Raw genomic sequence first — 17,938 nt, forward strand, 5'->3', positions numbered from 1 at the left:
GCGGCCGGTCAATCCTCGATCCAGGCGATGCGCAGCACATTGGTGTTGCCGGGGGTGCCGAAGGGCACGCCGGCCGTGACCACGATGCGCTGGCCGGCACTGCCGAAGCCGTCATGCCTGGCCAGGCGGCAGGCCTTGCCGACCATCTCGGTGAAGTTGTTGACATCCTCGGTGTGCACCGCATGCACGCCCCAGCACAGCCCCATGCGGCGGGCGGTCTGCAGGTTCGAGGTCAGGCAGAGAATCGGCACTTCCGGCCGTTCGCGCGCCGCGCGCAGCGTGGTCGAGCCCGAGGTGGTGTAGGTCGCGATCGCCACCGCGCCGATGGTGTGCGCCACCTGCCGCGCCGCGGCGCTGATGGCGTCGGCCGAGGTGTTCTCCGGGTCGTAATGCACCGCATCCAGGATGGTGCGGTAGATCGGGTCCTTCTCCACCCGCCGGGCGATGCGGTCCATCATCGTCACCGCCTCGACCGGGTACTCGCCAGAGGCGGTCTCTGCCGACAGCATCACCGCATCGGCGCCGTCGAACACCGCGGTGGCGACGTCGGAGGCCTCGGCCCGGGTCGGGGTCGGGGACATGATCATGCTTTCCAGCATCTGGGTCGCCACGATCACCGGCTTGCCGGCCTGGCGCGAGGCGCGGATGATCCGCTTCTGCAGCGACGGAACGTCCTCGGCCGGCATCTCGACGCCGAGATCGCCGCGGGCGACCATCACGGCGTCGGTCAGCTCGACCAGCTCGTCCAGGTGCTGGATCGCCGCCGGCTTCTCCAGCTTGACGATCACCTGGGCCCGGCCGGCGATCAGCTTGCGCGCCTCGGCGATGTCCTCCGGCCGCTGCACGAAGGACAGCGCCACCCAGTCGACGTCGATGTCGAGGGCGAAGCGCAGGTCGTCGCGGTCCTTGTCGGTCAGCGGCGATAGCGGCAGCACCGCATTCGGCACGTTGACGCCCTTGCGGTCGGACAGGCGCGAGCCGGCCTCGACCACGGTGTCGGCGAAATCCGGGCCGCAATCGACGACCTTGAGGCGCACCTTGCCGTCATCCAGCAGCAGGGCCTGCCCGGGCTCGATCGCGGCGAAGATCTCGGGATGCGGCAGGGCCACGCCGGTGGCGTCGCCGGTGCGTGGCTGCAGCGACAGGCGGAAGCTCTGGCCCTCGGTCAGCTTGACCGGGCCGTCGGTGAAGGTGCCGAGGCGCAGCTTCGGCCCCTGCAGGTCGGCCATCACCGCGATCGGGTGGTCGAACTCCCGCTCGACCTCGCGGATCAGGGCCAGCCGGGCGGCGTGGTCCTCCTGCTTGCCATGGCTGAAGTTCAGGCGGAAGACGTCGACGCCCGCCTCGAACAGCGTGCGGATCGCCTCGGCCGAGCTGGTGGCGGGGCCCAGCGTGGCGACGATCTTGGTTTGGCGCGTGCGGCGGAACGACGGGCGCTTCTTCGGCATGGCTGGACTCCCGGATCACGTGCCGGCATTGCTGAGCCCAGGCAGACCCGACTGCGCCGACGGGCGGGAAGAAATCACATCCGCGGCCCTTCGCCAACGTCGAATGTGCGCGGAGATTCGGATATTACGCGGACTTAATATTTCGCTTTGGCTCGGTTTGCCGCGGAAATGCCCGCCTTCGGGGCCGGTGTTGCGGGTCAGACACGCACCATGTTTTCCCGCCGCAGCACCGCGGTGGCGGCCTCCAGGTCGCCTACGCGGACCAGCAGGTAGTCGGTGTCGTAGGTCGAGATCGCGAAGATGCTGATGCCGGCTTCGGCCAAGGGAGCCGCGAGTCGGGCCAGGATGCCGGTCAGGGCGAAGTCGAGCGGCCCTTTGACCTTGAAGCCGCGCCAGCCGCGCTCGGCCTGCGCGTCCGCCGGCACCCGCGCCTCGAGGCACACCACCGACAGCTCGTCGCGGGTGCAGCTGACGGTGACGAAGGGATCGGACCAGTCGATCCAGCCGGGCAGCGGCGATCCCGCCGGCAGCCGGGCCACGGCCAGGGTCTCCGGCAGCAGGCTGAGAGTGAGGCGGGCCTCGGTCATGCGCTCAGGCTCTCCGGGCCAGCAGGATGCCGGCCAGCACCAGGGCGCCGCCCAGGCCCTGGGCCGGGCCGAGCGGCTCGGCCAGGACAATCCAGGCCAGGGCCGCGGCCGCGACCGGCTGGATCAGCAGGGTGAGGGAGGAGAAGGCCGCCGGCAGCCAGGCCAGCGCATAGGTGATCAGGCTCTGCCCGGCGACCTGCGAGACCCAGGACAGGCCGATCAGGATGGCCCAGCCATACAGCGTCGGCGGCAGCAGGGTCGGCTCCATCAGCAGCGCCAGCGGCAGCGTCGCCGCGGCGGCGACGGCACTGGTCCACAGCATGATGGTGGCGACGGAGAAGCGGTCGCGCAGCCGGCCGACCGCCAGGATGTAGCCGCCGTAGAACACGGCGGCCAGCGCGGCCAGGGCATCGCCGGCCAGGGCGCCGTCGCCGAAGCCGCCGCCTTTCAGCACCACCACGCCGGCGATGGCCACCGCAAGCCCCGCTGCGAAGATCGGGCGGATCGGGGTGCGGAACAGGACGAAGGCGCCGAGGGTGACGAAGATCGGCGCCAGATTGGCCAGCAGCGTCGCATTGGCGACCGAGGTGATGGCCAGCGCCCAGTGCCAGGCCACCAGGTCGGCGGCGATGAACAGGCCGGGCAGGGCCAGGGCGGCGCAATCGGCCAGGCTCCGCGGCCGCGCCGCTTCGCCCTTCGCGCGCTCGGCCCGGTACCAGAGGAACAGGATCGGCAGCGCCAGGGCCACGCGCCAGACCGCCGTCGCGATCGGCCCGACCTCCGACAGCCGCACGAAGATCGGTGAGCTGCCGATCGCCAGCCCGCCCAGGATCAGGGCGGGCAGCGCCAGGCGCTGGGCGGGGGAAGGGGACAGCACGGCATCGCTCATGGTGGGCCGGAGCTTAGTCCGCCGGGCTCGCCGCGATCCATGGCAGGCCGCGCAGGGGAGACCGGCGCGCCGCGCGGGCCGGCCCGACAGTGCGGTATCATCAAACCGTCACGGCGTCGCGGCAGGATGCGCGCCGCCACTCAAGGGGGAACTGCCATGCTTCGCCGTGCCGGATTCGCCATCGCCCTCACCGTCGCCGCCGGTGCCGCCGTCGCGGCGCCGGACGATCTGGCCCAGCGGATCGAGGGGCTGTCGCGCTCGACCCAGTGGCGGCTGGTCGAGACCATCAAGGTGCCGTTCGACACCTACCACCCGCAAGGCTTCGCCCGGGCCGGCGATGCGATCTTCGCCTCCTCGGTCGAGATCACCGTGCCGACCAAGCGCTATGCCCAGCCGCAGGACGGCATGGACCGCGACGCCGGCCAGGGCGTCGGCCATCTGTTCAAGCTCGACGCCCAGGGTCGGCAGGTCGGCCATGTCACGCTGGGCGAGGGCTCGATCTACCACCCCGGCGGCATCGACTATGACGGGCGCTGGCTGTGGGTGCCGGTGGCCGAGTATCGGCCGAACAGCCGCTCGATCCTGTACCGGGTCGACCCGCAGACGCTGGAGGCGGTCGCGGTCGGCCGGGTCGACGACCATATCGGCGGGCTGGTGCACGACACCGATCACAACACGCTGCACGGCGTCAGCTGGGGCTCGCGCCGCTTCTACACCTGGCGCCTGGATGCGGAGGGCAAGGTCGATGCCTCCGCTCCGCCGGCGGTGACGCTGAACCCGGAGCACTATCTCGACTACCAGGACTGCGCCTACCTGCCGGTCGGCCGTGCGATCTGCACCGGCATCACCGAGTTCCGCCGCACGCCGGATGCGCCGGTGTTCGGCCTGGGCGGGATCGAGATCGTCGACCTCGCCGCCGGCCGACCGACCTTCCAGGTGCCGGTGCTGCTGTGGACCGAGGACGGCACCGCCATGACCCGCAACCCGGTGCTGGTCGAGGCGACGCAAGACGGCCTGCGCCTGACCGCGATGCCGGAGGACGGGCAGTCGCGGATCTTCGTCTACGAGACGCCCTGAGATCGTTTGGAAATGCTACTGGCGCGGCCGTCTGATGGCGGCTTCTGCGCTTCCGGTGCTCACGGACTCAAACGTCCGCTGCGCGCCGGTTCTCGAAGCCACCACCATCCGACTCACGCCAGCGCATTTCGAAACGGTCTCTGACTTTTTTAGGGCGGCGATGTCGGGGCCGCCTGTGTGACGGCATCCTTGGGCCAGCGCATCATGGCGGACAGCAACCCGCCAGCCAGGGATGGAGCCCGACATGCTGAAGACGATCCTGACCGGTGTTCTCGCGGCCGCGACTCTCGTCGCCGTGCCCGCCGCCGCCCAGACCCAGACGGTCCGCAGCGGCCATGCCGAGGCCGGCGGCATCAGCTACTATTACGAGGTCCAGGGCCAGGGCGAGCCGCTGCTGCTGCTGCATGGCGGGCTCGGCTCGATCGACATGTTCCGACCGCTGCTGCCGGCGCTGGCGGCGAAGCGCCGGGTCATCGCCGTCGACCTGCAGGGCCATGGCCGCACGCCGCTGGGCGACCGGCCGATCGACCTGGCGGCGATGGGCGCCGACATGGCGACGATCCTGCAGCAGCTCGGCGTCGAGAAGGCGGATGTGCTGGGCTATTCGCTGGGCGGCGGCGTCGCCTTCCAGCTGGCGGTGCAGCATCCGGAGATGGTGCGCCGCCTGGCCCTGGTCTCGGCCGGCTATGCCCAGGACGGCTTCTATCCGGAGATGCTGCCGCAGCAGGCCGCGGTCGGCGCCGGCATGGCCGAGATGATGAAGGGCACGCCGATGTACACGTCCTATGTCGCGGTGGCGCCCAAGCCGGAGGACTTCCCGCGGCTGCTCGACGCCATGGGCGCGATGATGCGCAAGCCCTACGACTTTTCGGCGGATGTGCCGAAGCTGACCATGCCGGTGATGCTGGTCTTCGGCGACAGCGACATGTACCGGCCGGAGCATGTGGTGAAGTTCTACCAACTGCTCGGCGGCGGGCTGCGCGACGCCGGCTGGCAGCGCGAGCACATGTCGCAGAATCGCTTGGCCATCCTGCCCGGCGCGACCCATTACGACATCTTCCTGTCGCCGCAGCTGCCGGCGACGGTGCTGCCCTTCCTGAACGGCGAGAGCAGCACCGTTGACTGGAAGTAGCTACGGCATGTACTGGCCGCCGTTGATCTCGACCATCTGGCCGGTGACGTAGCCGCTGGCAGCCTCCGAGGCGAGATACAGGAAGGCGGCGGCGCAGTCCTCGGACGCGCCCAGCCGGTTCATCGGGATCGTCGCCTGCATCGCCGCCAGTTGCTCCGGGGTCGAGAAGCGCTCGTGGAACGGGGTGGTGATGACGCCGGGCGAGACGGCGTTGACCCGGATGCCGTCCTTCACCAGCTCCTTGGCCCAGCCGCGGGTGGCGACGGCGACGAAGCCCTTGGCGGCGGCGTAGATCACCGAGCCGGGGCCGCCGCCGTGGCGTGCCGCAATCGAGCTGAGATTGATGATCGACCCGCCGCCGCCCTGCCGACGCATCTGGGCCGAACCCTCGCGCATGAAGCGGACGACGTGGCGGACATTGACGTCCAGCACCGCATCGACGAACTCGTCGGTGTAGTCCGCGACGGGGGTGCGCTTGACCAGGGCGCCGGCATTGTTGATCAGCACGTCCAGCCGGCCGAAGGCGGCCACGGTCTGCTCCACCAGGGCCTGCGCCGTCTCCGGCCTGGTCACGTCGCCCGGAGCCAGGATCGCCTCGCCGCCGCCGGCCTTGATGTCGGCGACCACGGCCTCGGCGGCCGCGCGGCTGGAGTTGTAGTTCACCGCCACCTTGGCGCGGTTCTGGCCGAAGGCGCGGGCGGCGGCGGCGCCGATGCCGGTGCTGGCGCCGGTGATCAGGACGGCCTTGCCGGCGAGATCCGGGAAGACGGGAAGGGAAGGGGCGGTCATCGGCTTACCTCGAATGGCGTTGATGACTCCTATGATGTCCGACAATTCGCCGCCGCGCACCCTGGCGTTGCGTCGCGCCCGCCCTCCACAGCGTCGCGGCGCCCTGCTAGGGTTCGCGGGATGACGCTTCTCGGACCCGACGACCCGCCGCCCTTCGAGCTGGTGAACCCCGACGGCAAGGCCTGCGCCCTGCTGGTCGCCGACCACGCCGGCCGGGCCTTCCCGACTTCGCTCGGCTCGCTCGGCCTCGATCCGGCGGCGCTGGACCGCCATGTCGCCTACGATATCGGCATCGACGCCTTCTCGCGCCGCCTGGCCGAGCGGCTGGACGCGACGCTGGTGCTGCACCGCTATTCGCGGCTGATCCTCGATCCGAACCGGCAGCTCGACGACCCGACCTCGATCTGCGCCATCAGCGACGGCGTGATCGTGCCGGGCAATGCCAGGCTGAGCCGGGAGGACGAGGCGGCGCGGGCCGCCGCCTTCTTCCACCCCTATCACGACGCGATCGCCGGACAGCTGGACCGGATCGCGGCGCGCTGCCCGGCGCCGGCGCTGCTGTCGCTGCACAGCTTCACGCCGGTCATGCGCGGCTTCGCCCGGCCCTGGCAGGTCGGGGTGCTGTGGCGCGACGACGGCCGCATCCCGCTGCCGCTGATGGAGGCGCTGCGCCGCGACCCGGAGATCACGGTCGGCGACAACCAGCCCTATTCCGGCCGCAACGAGCATGGCTACACCATCCACCACCATGCCGAGCCGCGCGGCCTGCCGCATGTGCTGATCGAGATGCGGCAGGACCTGATCGCGGCCGACGCCGCGGCCGCGGCCTGGGCCGACCGGATGGCCGAGCTGTTCGCCCCGATCCTGGCCGACCGGGATCTGTACCAACCCCTGCAGGCCGTCGCATGACCGAACCGGCGCTGACCCTCGGCATCGAGGAGGAATACCTGCTGGTCGACCCGGTCAGCCGCGACCTGGTGCCCGACCCGCCGCCGGAGCTGGTGGAGGCGCTGGAGAACCGGCACGAGGGCGCCGTCGCCCGCGAGTTCTTCCGCTGCCAGGTCGAGGTCGGCACCCCGGTCTGTCGCAGCATCGCCGAGGCGCGCACCGAGCTGACCCGGCTGCGCCGGTCGGTGGTGGAGGAGGCGGAGCGGCACGGCCTGGCGCTGATCGCCGCCTCGACCCATCCCTTCGGCACCTGGCGGCCGCAGAAGCACACCGACCGCAGCCGCTACGACCAGCTGGCGCGCGACCTCGGCGTGCCGGTGCGGCGCCTGCTGATCTGCGGCACCCATGTCCATGCCGGGATCGAGGACCCGAATCTGCGCATCGACCTGATGCGGCAGGTCCGCTACTTCCTGCCGCATCTGCTGTCGCTGACCACCTCCTCGCCGTTCTGGCAGGGCACCGACACCAAGCTGAAATCCTACCGCCTGGCCGTGTTCTCCGAGCTGCCGCGCACCGGCATGCCGGAGGAGTTCCAGAGCTACGGCGAGTACGAGGCGGCGCTGGCGGCCTTGGTCCAGGCCGGAGTGATCGAGGACGGCAGCAAGATCTGGTGGGACATCCGCCCCTCGGCCCGGTTCCCGACGCTGGAGATGCGGGTCACCGATGTCTGCACCCGGGTCGAGGACGGGCTGGCCGTCGCCGCCCTCTACCAGTGCCTGCTGCGCATGCTGTGGCGCCTCAGGGCCCGGAACATCGCCTGGCGCCGCTACCGCAGCGTGCTGATCGAGGAGAACCGCTGGCGCGCCATGCGCTACGGCTTCGAGGAAGGGCTGATCGACTGGGGCAAGGGCAAGCTGGTGCCCTATGCCGAGCTGCTGGAGGAGGTGCTGGCGATGGTGGCGGAGGATGCGGCGGCGCTGGGCTGCGAGGCCGAGATCGCCCACACCCGCACCATCCTGGCGCAAGGCACCTCGGCCCACCGCCAGCTCGCCGCCTATTACCAGGCCCTGGCCGAGGGCGCCGACGAGGCCGGGGCGCTACGCCGCGTGGTCGACCGGCTGATCCTGGAGACCAAGGAGGGGCTGTCAGGCGAGCAGCCGCAGCAGCCCTGCGTCGCCGCATCCTGATATCGGTCAGAACCGCTGCCTGGGAGAGTATATCTTGAGCGTGCTGAAAGCTCTCTGCATCGCAGGGCTTCTGCTGATCCCTACGTCCGCGATCGGCCGCGAGGCACCGGCGGGGGAGGCCGCTTCGCCCGGGCAAGCTTCCTCCCTGTCGGCTGGGCTGCCAGGCATGGCGCGGGGGAAGACGGCGCAGATGTTTTTCGACCTGGCGGTCCACCAGTCCGACAGCAATCCGACCATCAGGAACGACGCCCTGGCCGTCGCCAACTACTCCCGCGCGATCCAGCTCGCGCCAGGCATGACCACGGCGTATCTGAAGCGCGGCCATTCCCGCCTCCGGCTCGGAGATCTCGCCGGGGCGGTCGACGATTTCGCGACGGCGATCGACCTGGGCGACGAGTCGCCCGAGACCTATGACCGGCTGGGGCATGCCGAAGCCCGGCTCGGTTATGGAAGGGCAGCGCTGATCGCCTATTCGCGCGCCATCGAACTGGGGCCGGACGACCCCGAACGGTTCGATGTGCGCGGCATCCTCCGGCTGGCATTGGGAGATGCCGAGGGGGCGCTCGACGACGCCGGCCTTGCGGCCGCGGCCGATCCCGATTTCGCTCCCGGCTTCGCGCTGCGCGGCAGGGCCGAGCAGAGGCTCGGACATCGGCCGCAGGCGGAAGAGGCGCTGCTGCGGGCGCTCGCGATCGCCCCGTATGACGGGCAGGCCTGTCACGCACTCGCCGCTCTGTATGTGGCCTGGGGTCGGGCGGTGGAGGCCCATGCCGCGACGGACCGGTGCACGGCGATCGACGACTGGCTGAAGGGGATCTCTCGCCGCGAGCCTCCCCGCGAGCCGCAGAAGGCCGAGCCCGGCGATCCGGATGCGGCTGCCCGCCATTTCCGTCGCGGCTTGCGTTTCGCCGAATCGGGCGAGTACGGGCTGGCGGTCAGCAGCTACGGCCGGGCGATCGAGCTCGATCCCGACATGGTCACGGCCTATTACCGCAGGGGGCTGGCCTATGAGCATCTGGGCAATCGCCGGCAGGCAGCCGAGGAGTATTCCGCCGCGATTGGCAAGGACGGGCGGTATGCGGCCGCCTTCCTCAATCGGGGTGTCCAGCGTGAGCTTGCGGGAGATGCGGACGGCGCCTTGGCGGACTACTCCGTCGCGATCGAGCTCGATCCGAACGATCCCGTTGCGCTGAGCAACCGGGCGTCGTGGCGCCGGTCCCGCGGCGACGAGGTGGGGGCGATCGATGACGCATCCCGCGCGATCGCGGCCGCGCCTTGGTGGAGTGTCCCCCACGGCCACCGCGGCCTCGCCTACCTGGATGTCGGCGAAAACGATCTGGCGATTGCCGATCTCAGCCGCGCGATCGAGCTCGATCCGACCCATGAGGGCCTCTACATCAACCGGGGCATCGCCCATCGGAATCTGCAGGAATTTCAGGAGGCGATCTCCGATTTCCTGAAGGCGATCGAGCTGAAGCCGGACGATCCGCTCGGATATGGCAATCTCGGCGACCTGTTGGCACGGAACGGCGACCACGCACCCGCTCTGGCCGCGCTCGACCGCGCGGTCACGCTCGACCCCGGCAGAAGCCTGTCCTACCAGGCGAGGGGAAGCCTCCACCGCGACATGGGCCTGCTCGATCTCGGCCTTGCCGATGCCGACAGGGCCGTCGCCCTCGACCCGCACGATGCGGTCACCTATGCCATTCGCGGCGACATTCACCGCAATGCCGGCCGTACCGCAGCGGCTCTGTCGGACTACGACAAGGCGATCGGGTTGAAGCCTTCGGCGACCGTCTATTTCACGCGCGGCGCACTCTACCAATCGCAGGGTGATCTCGACCGAGCCCTCCTAGATTTCGACAGGGCGGTCCAGCTCGATCCCAGGATGTGGCAGGCCCGCAGGGGCCGAGCCTTCGTCCACCATGCCAAGGGAGACAAGGCCGGGGCGATCCAACTCCTGTCCGACACCCTCTCCTTCATCCCCCTGAAAGAGCAGGAAGCGCGGGCCGAGGCCTATGACGACATGGGCTGGGAATACCTGGATCTCGGTCAGCCCGATAACGCCCTAGCCGCGTTCGGGAATGCGATCGCCGCCGATCCCCGCCGTGTCCATGCCTATCTGAGCCGGGCACGTGTGGAAGGCGACGCAGGCAGGTTGGACGACGCCTATGCGGACCAGACGAAGGCGATCGAAATCGCCCCGGAGAACGGGGCCGCCTACAGCGACCGAAGCTACGTGCTGCTGCTCCAAGGAAAGCCGGAGGAGTCGCTGAGGGACGCGGACAGGGCGATCGAGCTCGATCCCAACAACGGAATTGCCTATGCCAACCGGGGGGCCGGCTATGCTGCCCTTGGCAGGCACGATGCCGCCCGCGTCGCATTTCTCCGCGCCACGCAGCTGGCCCCGTCCATGGCCAATGCCTATCGAGGATTGGTCCAGGCCTATCTGGCCCTGAACCAGCCGGACCAGGCGCTGCCCTATGCGGAAAAGCTGCTGGCCATGCGCTCGGGCGATGCCGTCGATCTCGATGTGCGAGCCCAGGTCTACGAGCGGTTGGGACAGACCGAAGACGCCATCGCCGGTTACCGTGCCGCCCTGGCCCTGAAGCCGGATCTGCGATCGAGCCGGCAGGGGCTCGATCGCCTCCTGTTGCCCACGGCCCACCCGCAATAGCCGCCGACGGGGCTGATTGTCCCGGCGATCAACTCCCATATCCAGTCAGAGCAACGTCGAGGGAACCACCATGACCGAGATCGACGCCAAGACCCGCACCGAGCTGGAGGCCGCCGCCTTCCGCACCCTGGTCGAGCATCTGCGCCAGCGCACCGACGTGCAGAACATCGACCTGATGAACCTGGCCGGCTTCTGCCGCAACTGCCTGTCGCGCTGGTATCGCGAGGCGGCGGAGCAGCGCGGCATCCCGCTGCCGGATGCCGAGGCGCGCGAGGTCGTCTATGGCGAGCCCTATGACAGCTGGAAGGCCAAGCACCAGAAGGACGCCTCGGCCGGCCAGAAGAAGGATTTCGAGGCCTCGCACAAGCACTGAGGGTCGAAACCCCGCCGAGAAAGCTAAAGAAGTCCCCCCTCCCCTCGCGGGAGGGGGGCAGGGGGAGGGCTGCGCGCGTCCGCGCGCGAACGGGCAGGGGACGGAACGCGCCGCGCAGACCGGATCGCCGTAGTCCGGGCCCGTTCGGGCCGGGAGAACCCCCTCCCCCTAGCCCCCTCCCGCGAGGGGAGGGGGGACTCATTGTTCTTCCGTCGGCGCTTGCTGCGGATCTCGGCGAGGCCGTCCCGAATCGCGCCAGGAAACAGCACCCCCCACCACCCCGACTCCCGCGGCGGCGTTGGGCCGGGACAGGCCGCTTGCCGGCCCGGCCCGGCCGCTTTATGGTCCCGCGCCCTGAAAGACCCTGTTGAGGACCAGCCATGTCGGATGTCGGTGGTATCGCCGCGGATCGCCTGAAGTCGTTCATCGAGCGCATCGAGCGGCTCGAAGAGGAGAAGGCCGGGATCGCGGGCGACATCAAGGATGTCTATGCCGAAGCCAAGGGCACCGGCTTCGACGCCAAGATCATCCGCCAGATCATCCGCCTGCGGAAGATGGAGCAGGACGACCGCCGCGAGCAGGAAGAGCTGCTCGATCTCTACAAGCAGGCCCTCGGCATGCTCGAGTAATTCCGGAAGCTCGCCGCCTGGGCCCGGTTCGGCCTGCCGGCGGTGATCGGCTACACCTCGGCGATCAACACCCCGTCGCGCCGCGCCATGGAGCGGCTGGGCCTGGCCCCCGTCGCCGATTTCGAGGATGTCACCGTCCCGCCCGGCGACCCTCTGCGCCTGCATGTGCTGTACCGGATCGTGCGGCCGGGGTAGGGGCGGCCTCCAGGAAGAGCCGGCATCGCCCACCTCTCATTCTCCCCTCCCCTTGCGGGAGGGGGCAGGGGGAGGGGGTGTCGCCGCCTGAGCCGGCAGTACGGATTCGATCCAGTCTTCCGACAGGCCTTACCCGCGCGGACGCGCGCCGCCCCCTCCCCCCGGCCCCCTCCCGCAAGGGGAGGGGGAGAGTGGAAGGCTGGGCCGGCTGGTCATCGGCAAAGGTCGGAGGGCGACGGGCAGCGCTCAGCGGCCGCCCGGTTTCAGCTCCCAGGGTGGGCGGTCGAGCCGCTTCTCGGTGAAGAGGTCGATCCAGCCGGGAGGGGTTTTCCGGCTGCCCTTGAAGTAGAAATACCGGCCCGCCTCCGGGCCGGTCTCGGGCCACATTCGCGATTCGGATTCGGGCTCGGGTTCGGGCTCTTCCCCCTCCGCGTCGCGGCCATAGGACCAGTCGGCGCCGGAATAGTCGGGGTTCAGCCAGGCCGGGTCCGGATGGATGCCCATGTCGCGGCAGAGATGGATGACGATCTCCTCGAGCGGATGGTCGGCGAGAGCGAGGGCGGCGTCGATGTCCTCATCCTCGATCAGCCGCTCCCACAGATCGGCCAGCAGCGCCTCGCCCTTCTCGGCGCCGACCGAGTCGTCGCCGCCGATCGAGCAGGAGACGGCGCGGGCCACCTGGCGCCTGCGCTGCGTCTTCTCCTCGGCCCGGTCGCGGGCCTGGGCGGCGGCCTTCTGCGCCATGTCCTGGCGCTTCCGGGCGAGGTGCAGCTTCAGCGCCAGGGTGCGGCGGATGCCGCGGGCGATGCGGTCGAGCGAGATCTCCAGCTCCTTGGCCGCGGCGGCGTCGCCGGCCTTGATCGCGGCCAGGGAGGCGGCATGCATGGCCTCGGCGCGCTCCATCGCCATCTCGGCCAGCCGGTCGAGCATGCGCGCCGCCTGCTCGGCATCGGCGGAGGCCGGTGCGGCGGGCTGCGGGTTGGAGTCGGAGTGCGCCTTCTTCATGGAACGTAGCATGAACGAGAACAATCCAGCCGCGCAATGAACATTGCGTTAACTGCCGGATTGCGAGGACATCTGCGGCTTTCGGAGGGGACCGGGCCGTATTCGCCGTGCCCTGCCGGGCGGCTGACCCCGGGGCCAGCCGCCCTGGCCTGGGTCAGAGCACGAAGTCGCCGGCCACCGGAGTTATGATGCCGGTGAGAGCGATGGCGAAATCCGCCACCTTGTCGCCGTTGACGTCGCCCGAGACGATGGTCTGGCCGGCATCGATCCAGGTGTGTAGCTGCCCGGCGACGCCGGTGAACGGCGCGGTGCCGATATAGGTGAAGGCCTGGTCGCCGGCGACCCCGGTGTTGGCGTCGATCAGCGACAGGTCGATCCGGTCGCTCTGGGCATGGCTGAAATCGGTGACCAGGTCGCGGCCCGCCGCCGATGACGGGCTGTCCCCGATCGCGCCGTAGACGAAGCTGTCGGCCCCGGCGCCGCCGGTCAGCTGGTCCATGGCGCCGCCGCCGCGGAGCGTGTCGGCCCCGGCAAAGCCGTTCAGCACGTTGACGCCGCCGTTGCCGACCAAGGTGTCGGCGCCCTGGCTGCCATTGACGTTCTCGATCGCGACATAGCTGTCGCCCTGGGCCTCGCCGCCGCTGCCCAGACCGGTCAGCAGGCTGACAGTCACCCCGACCCCGCTGTGCCAATAGGAGACCAGGTCCGTTCCGGCGCCGCCGTCCAGGACGTCGGCACCGGCACCACCGCGCAGCACGTCGTCGCCGCCCCAGCCATGCAGCCCGTTGGCGCCGGCATTGCCGTCGAGGCTGTCATTGCCCTGGCTGCCGTTGATGTTCTCGACGGAGGCATAGGTGTCACCCGCGGCATCCCCGCCGGATCCGGTGCCGGTCGCCAGGTTCGCCGTGACGCCGACGGAGCTGCTGTAGTAGCTCACCGTGTCGGCGCCGTTGCCGCCATTCAGGCTGTCCGCCCCGCTGCCGCCGCGCAGTACGTCATCGCCGTCGTCGCCGTTGAGCATGTCCGCCCCGGCGCCGCCTTCGAGGATATCGTTGCCACCGCGGCCATCGAGCCGGTTCGCCCCGGCATCGCCGGCCAGGGTATCGTCGAAATTGGAGCCGGCGAGGTTCTCGACATCCACCAGGACATCGCCGGCGGCATCGCCGCCGCTTGCCGTGCCCGCGAGGAGGTTGACCACGACGGCGGCGGCCGAGCCGTTGTACTGCACCGTGTCGATGCCGGTGCCGCCGTGGTTGGTGCCGTCGTAGACGTCGCCGTAGATCGTGTCCGCGCCCGCGCCGCCTTCGATGACGTCATTGCCGCCGAAGCCACGGAGCTGGTTCGCACCCGCATCACCGATCAGGGTGTCATTGAAATTGGAGCCGCCGATCCGCTCGATGCCGTCGAGGGTGTCGCCTTCGGCTTCGCCGCCGTTGCCCAGGCCGGTGGCAAGACTGACCGATACGGCGGCGGACGAGTCGAGATAGGTCGCGATATCGATCCCGTCGCCGCCGATGAGATGGTCGGCGCCCGCGCCGCCGACCAGCCAGTCCGCCCCGGCGCCGCCGTCGAGGACATCGTTGCCGCCGCGGCCATCGAGCCGGTTCGCACCGGCATCGCCGGTCAGGGTATCGTCGAAATTGGAGCCGTCGATCGACTCGATGCTGGAGAAGGTGTCGCCTTGGGCGTCGCCGCCGGTGGCCGCGCCGGTCGCGAGATTGACCACGACAGCTGCGGCAGAGGCCGTGTAGCTGGCATGGTCGATGCCATCGCCGCCATTGAGCACGTCGGCGCCGGCGCCGCCTTGGAAGCCGTCATTGCCGGCGCCGCCGTTGAGAACGTCCACGCCCGCATAGCCCCACAGGGTGTCTTGGCCGACGCCGCCGTCGAGCCGGTTCGCACCGTCGTTGCCGACCAGGGTGTCGTCGAAATTGGAGCCGGTGAGGTTCTCGACGTCGACTAGGACATCTCCGGCGGCATCGCCCCCGCTCGCCGTGCCGGTGAGGAGGTTGACGACGACGGCGGCGGACGAGCCGCTGTATTGCACCGTATCGATGCCGGTGCCCCCGTGGTTCACGCCGTCGAAGACGTCGCCGTAGATCGTGTCCGCGCCGGCGCCGCCTTCGAGGATGTCGTTGCCGTTGTAGCCGCGGAGCTGGTTCGCACCCGCATTGCCGATCAGAACGTCGTTGTGATTGGAGCCGCCGACATGCTCGATGCCGTCGAGGGTGTCGCCGGCGGCGTCGCCGCCGCCGCCCAGGCCGGTGGCGAGGTTGACCGACACGGCCGCGGCCGATTCGAAATAGGTCGCGATATCGATGCCATCGCCGCCGACGAGATGGTCGGCGCCCGCGAGGCCGATCAGCCAGTCATTGCCGGCGAGGCCATTGATCGTGTCGGCACCAGCCGTGCCTTGAAGAGTGTCAGGGTTCTGGGTTCCGTTAATGACGGCCATGGTCGATTCCCTTCTGATGTCTGAGGCGCCACGCCCGCGGCGCCGCGGCCAAAGCTTCGCTCTCCAGCGATCGGAGCCGCCGGATACGGGTCGATTGGAAATGGATGGGCTGGGATCCCGCCGACCGGGCGGGAGGGGCGCTGCAGGTCCGCCGCCTCCGGTGCATGCACCCGCGGCCCTGTCGCCAGGCTTCGGAGCCCGAAATGCGCTTTACGGCGGACAGGCCTCCACGGGCAGTTCGCATGTAAAGGTGATATGATTTGATTCTTGCGGTTGGGCTATTAAAATAATTACTAGTAAATTATGCCTGTATTGATCCTTTATTTCCTAAATACAGGGGCGGCACCCCGCGAAGAGAACGGGCCAAGGCGGGTGTCCGCTTCAGTGGCGCTCGCGGGCCACGGACGTCCGCAAAGGTGAAGGGTTTCGGACACCGGCCCTCAACCCGGCCGGATAGGTCTCGACGGGCCGGCATCCGAAACCCTTCACCATCCCGGTCGACCAGGCTGACGGCGAGCAGCCCGGAAGCTGCCGTCGCCCTTGGCTCCGGAAAGTGGGCATCATCCGATTCGATCCCAAACCGTCCTTCAAGCCTTGCGTTCGGACGACGGCTTCAGCCGCACACTGGCCCACTTCGATCGACCTCCGCGGGCAGCCGATCAACCCGGAACCCTTCTGTCGCATTCGACCCGACGACGAAGCATCGCCGTTATATCACGAAGTCGCCGGCCACCACGCCGATGGACCCCGTGAGCTGGATGTGGAAATCCGAGGCGCTGTCGCCATTGATGTCGCCGGCGATGGTGGTGATGGTGCCGTTGGAGTGGTAGCGCAACTGCCCCGCGACGCCGGTGTACAGGGCGCTGCCGATGAAGCTGAAGGTCTGGTCGCCCGCAGTCCCGGTGTCGGCGTCGATCGCCGACAGGTCGATCTTGTCGCCCTGGACGTGATTGAAATCGGTAATCCGGTCGGCATTGGCGCCGACCACGCTCTGCGCCACGGTGGTGTAGGCGAAGCGGTCCGCCCCGGCCCCTCCGGTCAGCATGTCCTTGCCGCCGGCGCCGGTGAGCACGTCGTTGCCGTTCCAGCCCTGCAGCGTGTTGGCGTAGGCAGTCCCGGTGAGGCTGTCGTTGCCTTGGCTGCCGGAGAGGTTCTCGATCTCGAACAGGAGGTCACCCTGGGCCTCGTTGCCGCTGCCGACCTGCGCGGTCAGGTTAACCGAAACACCCGTCGAGCTGGTGTAGTAGCTAGCGGTGTCGATCTCGGTGCCGCCAACAAGCACGTCGGCCCCGGCGCCGCCGTAAAGCACGTCATTGCCGCCAACGCCGAGCAGAGTGTTGCGGCCCGCATCGCCGACCAAAGTGTCGGCGCCTTGGCTGCCGTCGATACGTTCGACCTCGATATAAGTGTCGCCGTAGGCGGCGCCGCTGGACCCGAGGCCAGTGGCGAGGTTAGCCACGATGCCGACGCTGCTGTCGGTGTAGGTCACGGTGTCGAAGTCGGCGCCGCCGTTGAGCGTGTCGGCCCCTTGTCCGCCCCACAGTATATCGTGACCGCCGCCTCCGTCCAGAATGTCGTCGCCGTTGAGGCCGCTCAGGGTGTTGCCGCCCCCATCCCCGATCAGCGTGTCGGCGCGCTGGCTACCGTCGATATTCTCAACCTCGACATAGGCATCGCCATGGGCGATGCCGCCGGACCCGAAGCCGGTGAGGTTGGCCACGATGCCGATGCTGCTGTCGGTGTAGGTCACGGTATCGATGCCGGCGCCGCCGTTGAGCGTGTCGGCCCCGGCGCCGCCGAGAAGCAGATCGTCACCGCCGTTTCCGATCAGGATGTCGTCTCCGTAGGAGCCGCTGAGCGTGTTGGCGCCGTTGTTGCCGAAGATCAGGTTGTTGGCCGAGTTGCCGGTGCCGCTGAGATCGCCGATGCTGAGGAGGATCAGTTCCTCGACATTGTCGGCGAGCGTGACGCTGGTGAGCGCGAACACCCGATCATGGCCCTCGCCGGCGAGCTCGATCACCCTGTCGTTGGCATCGACGGTGACGAGGTCGTCGCCGGTGCCGCCGACCAGATCGTCATCGCCGTCGAGACCGTTCAATTGGTCGTTGCCGCTGCCGCCATAGATGATGTCGTTGCCGCTCCCACCGTCGATGATGTCATTCCCGGCCCCGGCATCGACCAGGTCGGCGCCGTCGAAGCCGCGCAGCACGTCGCCTCCGGCGCCGCCGATGATGATATCGTCGATCGTGGAGCCCAGGATTGACTGCGGCGTGGTATCGTAGGCCGCCGAGAACACGTTCCAGGTGTTCGAGACCCCCTCAAGGCTATTGACGTCCCCCGCGTAGAACTCGATGACATAGGTCTTCAGGCCTGGCCCGGGCTCCAGCCCGAGATCGGCAAAGGCTTGGCCGCTCCACGTGTCGGACCCAGTCCAGGACCCGAGGAGCGGGCCCCCGGTGCGGGAATAGCTCACACCCCAATTGGTGGTCACGACATATTCGGGGTAGGGAGGCGGATCGAAGCCATAGCCAATCCGCAAGTTGAAGGTGTCAGTCGTGCGGTCGATCTCGGCGTTGAGCCAGTAGCCGCCCATGGATGTTCCTTTTT

Annotated in this window: 15 protein-coding genes; 8 read left to right on the forward strand and 7 right to left on the reverse strand. The window is 69.1% G+C overall.

Going from position 1 to position 17,938, the window contains the following annotated elements; all coding sequences use genetic code 11:
- Window positions 1-8: 8 nt before the first annotated feature.
- The 3 genes from pyk to QFZ27_RS16535 all read right to left on the reverse strand — a co-directional run bounded on the left by pyk (window position 9) and on the right by QFZ27_RS16535 (window position 2,912).
- The gene (pyk, locus tag QFZ27_RS16525; protein WP_429227470.1) at window positions 9-1,448 is read right to left on the reverse strand and encodes a pyruvate kinase; all 1,440 of its coding nucleotides are present in this window, start codon (window positions 1,446-1,448) and stop codon (window positions 9-11) included.
- Window positions 1,449-1,645: 197 nt separating this feature from the next.
- Window positions 1,646-2,035 (reverse strand): ACT domain-containing protein, encoded by a 390-nt coding sequence (locus QFZ27_RS16530; RefSeq protein WP_429227471.1) that lies wholly within the window; start codon window positions 2,033-2,035, stop codon window positions 1,646-1,648.
- A 4-nt stretch (window positions 2,036-2,039) separates the two neighbouring features.
- Complete coding sequence (locus QFZ27_RS16535) at window positions 2,040-2,912, reverse strand: DMT family transporter (RefSeq protein ID WP_429227472.1); 873 nt, start codon at window positions 2,910-2,912, stop codon at window positions 2,040-2,042.
- Window positions 2,913-3,080: 168 nt separating this feature from the next.
- Here QFZ27_RS16535 and QFZ27_RS16540 point away from each other — a divergent pair, with 168 nt between their 5' ends.
- Both QFZ27_RS16540 and QFZ27_RS16545 read left to right on the forward strand, forming a co-directional pair.
- Window positions 3,081-4,001: a DUF6454 family protein gene (locus tag QFZ27_RS16540; RefSeq protein WP_429227473.1), complete on the forward strand. Its 921-nt coding sequence runs from the start codon at window positions 3,081-3,083 to the stop codon at window positions 3,999-4,001.
- 244 nt (window positions 4,002-4,245) lie between these two features.
- Complete coding sequence (locus tag QFZ27_RS16545) at window positions 4,246-5,133, forward strand: alpha/beta fold hydrolase (RefSeq protein WP_429227474.1); 888 nt, start codon at window positions 4,246-4,248, stop codon at window positions 5,131-5,133.
- Here QFZ27_RS16545 and QFZ27_RS16550 read toward each other — a convergent pair whose 3' ends face one another.
- On the reverse strand, window positions 5,134-5,922 hold the full coding sequence (locus QFZ27_RS16550) for an SDR family NAD(P)-dependent oxidoreductase (RefSeq protein WP_429227475.1): 789 nt from the start codon (window positions 5,920-5,922) through the stop codon (window positions 5,134-5,136).
- A 120-nt stretch (window positions 5,923-6,042) separates the two neighbouring features.
- Here QFZ27_RS16550 and QFZ27_RS16555 point away from each other — a divergent pair, with 120 nt between their 5' ends.
- From QFZ27_RS16555 to QFZ27_RS16580, 6 genes are all read left to right on the forward strand, one after another.
- Window positions 6,043-6,831, forward strand: a complete 789-nt coding sequence (locus tag QFZ27_RS16555; RefSeq protein WP_429227476.1) for an N-formylglutamate amidohydrolase — start codon at window positions 6,043-6,045, stop codon at window positions 6,829-6,831.
- Window positions 6,828-7,997, forward strand: a complete 1,170-nt coding sequence (locus QFZ27_RS16560) for a carboxylate-amine ligase (protein WP_429227477.1) — start codon at window positions 6,828-6,830, stop codon at window positions 7,995-7,997. Before QFZ27_RS16555 ends, QFZ27_RS16560 begins: the two co-directional genes overlap by 4 nt.
- A 40-nt stretch (window positions 7,998-8,037) precedes the next feature.
- The gene (locus QFZ27_RS16565) at window positions 8,038-10,674 is read left to right on the forward strand and encodes a tetratricopeptide repeat protein (RefSeq protein WP_429232465.1); all 2,637 of its coding nucleotides are present in this window, start codon (window positions 8,038-8,040) and stop codon (window positions 10,672-10,674) included.
- Between the two features lie 70 nt (window positions 10,675-10,744).
- Entirely contained in the window at window positions 10,745-11,047 is a 303-nt protein-coding gene (locus tag QFZ27_RS16570; RefSeq protein ID WP_429227478.1) for a DUF1244 domain-containing protein, read from the forward strand.
- A 380-nt stretch (window positions 11,048-11,427) separates the two neighbouring features.
- The gene (locus tag QFZ27_RS16575) at window positions 11,428-11,676 is read left to right on the forward strand and encodes a DUF2312 domain-containing protein (RefSeq protein ID WP_034834984.1); all 249 of its coding nucleotides are present in this window, start codon (window positions 11,428-11,430) and stop codon (window positions 11,674-11,676) included.
- Window positions 11,677-11,718: 42 nt separating this feature from the next.
- Window positions 11,719-11,871, forward strand: a complete 153-nt coding sequence (locus QFZ27_RS16580) for a GNAT family N-acetyltransferase (RefSeq protein WP_429227479.1) — start codon at window positions 11,719-11,721, stop codon at window positions 11,869-11,871.
- A gap of 246 nt (window positions 11,872-12,117) precedes the next feature.
- On the opposite strand, the gene QFZ27_RS16585 is transcribed toward QFZ27_RS16580, so the two are convergent.
- From QFZ27_RS16585 to QFZ27_RS16595, 3 genes are all read right to left on the reverse strand, one after another.
- Window positions 12,118-12,876 (reverse strand): hypothetical protein, encoded by a 759-nt coding sequence (locus QFZ27_RS16585; RefSeq protein WP_429227480.1) that lies wholly within the window; start codon window positions 12,874-12,876, stop codon window positions 12,118-12,120.
- Between the two features lie 154 nt (window positions 12,877-13,030).
- On the reverse strand, window positions 13,031-15,331 hold the full coding sequence (locus QFZ27_RS16590; RefSeq protein WP_429227481.1) for a beta strand repeat-containing protein: 2,301 nt from the start codon (window positions 15,329-15,331) through the stop codon (window positions 13,031-13,033).
- 709 nt (window positions 15,332-16,040) lie between these two features.
- On the reverse strand, window positions 16,041-17,924 hold the full coding sequence (locus tag QFZ27_RS16595; protein WP_429227482.1) for a calcium-binding protein: 1,884 nt from the start codon (window positions 17,922-17,924) through the stop codon (window positions 16,041-16,043).
- Window positions 17,925-17,938 lie beyond the last annotated feature (14 nt).

The sequence above is a fragment of the Inquilinus ginsengisoli genome (assembly GCF_050434925.1).
GTDB classification, from domain to species: domain Bacteria; phylum Pseudomonadota; class Alphaproteobacteria; order DSM-16000; family Inquilinaceae; genus Inquilinus; species Inquilinus ginsengisoli_B.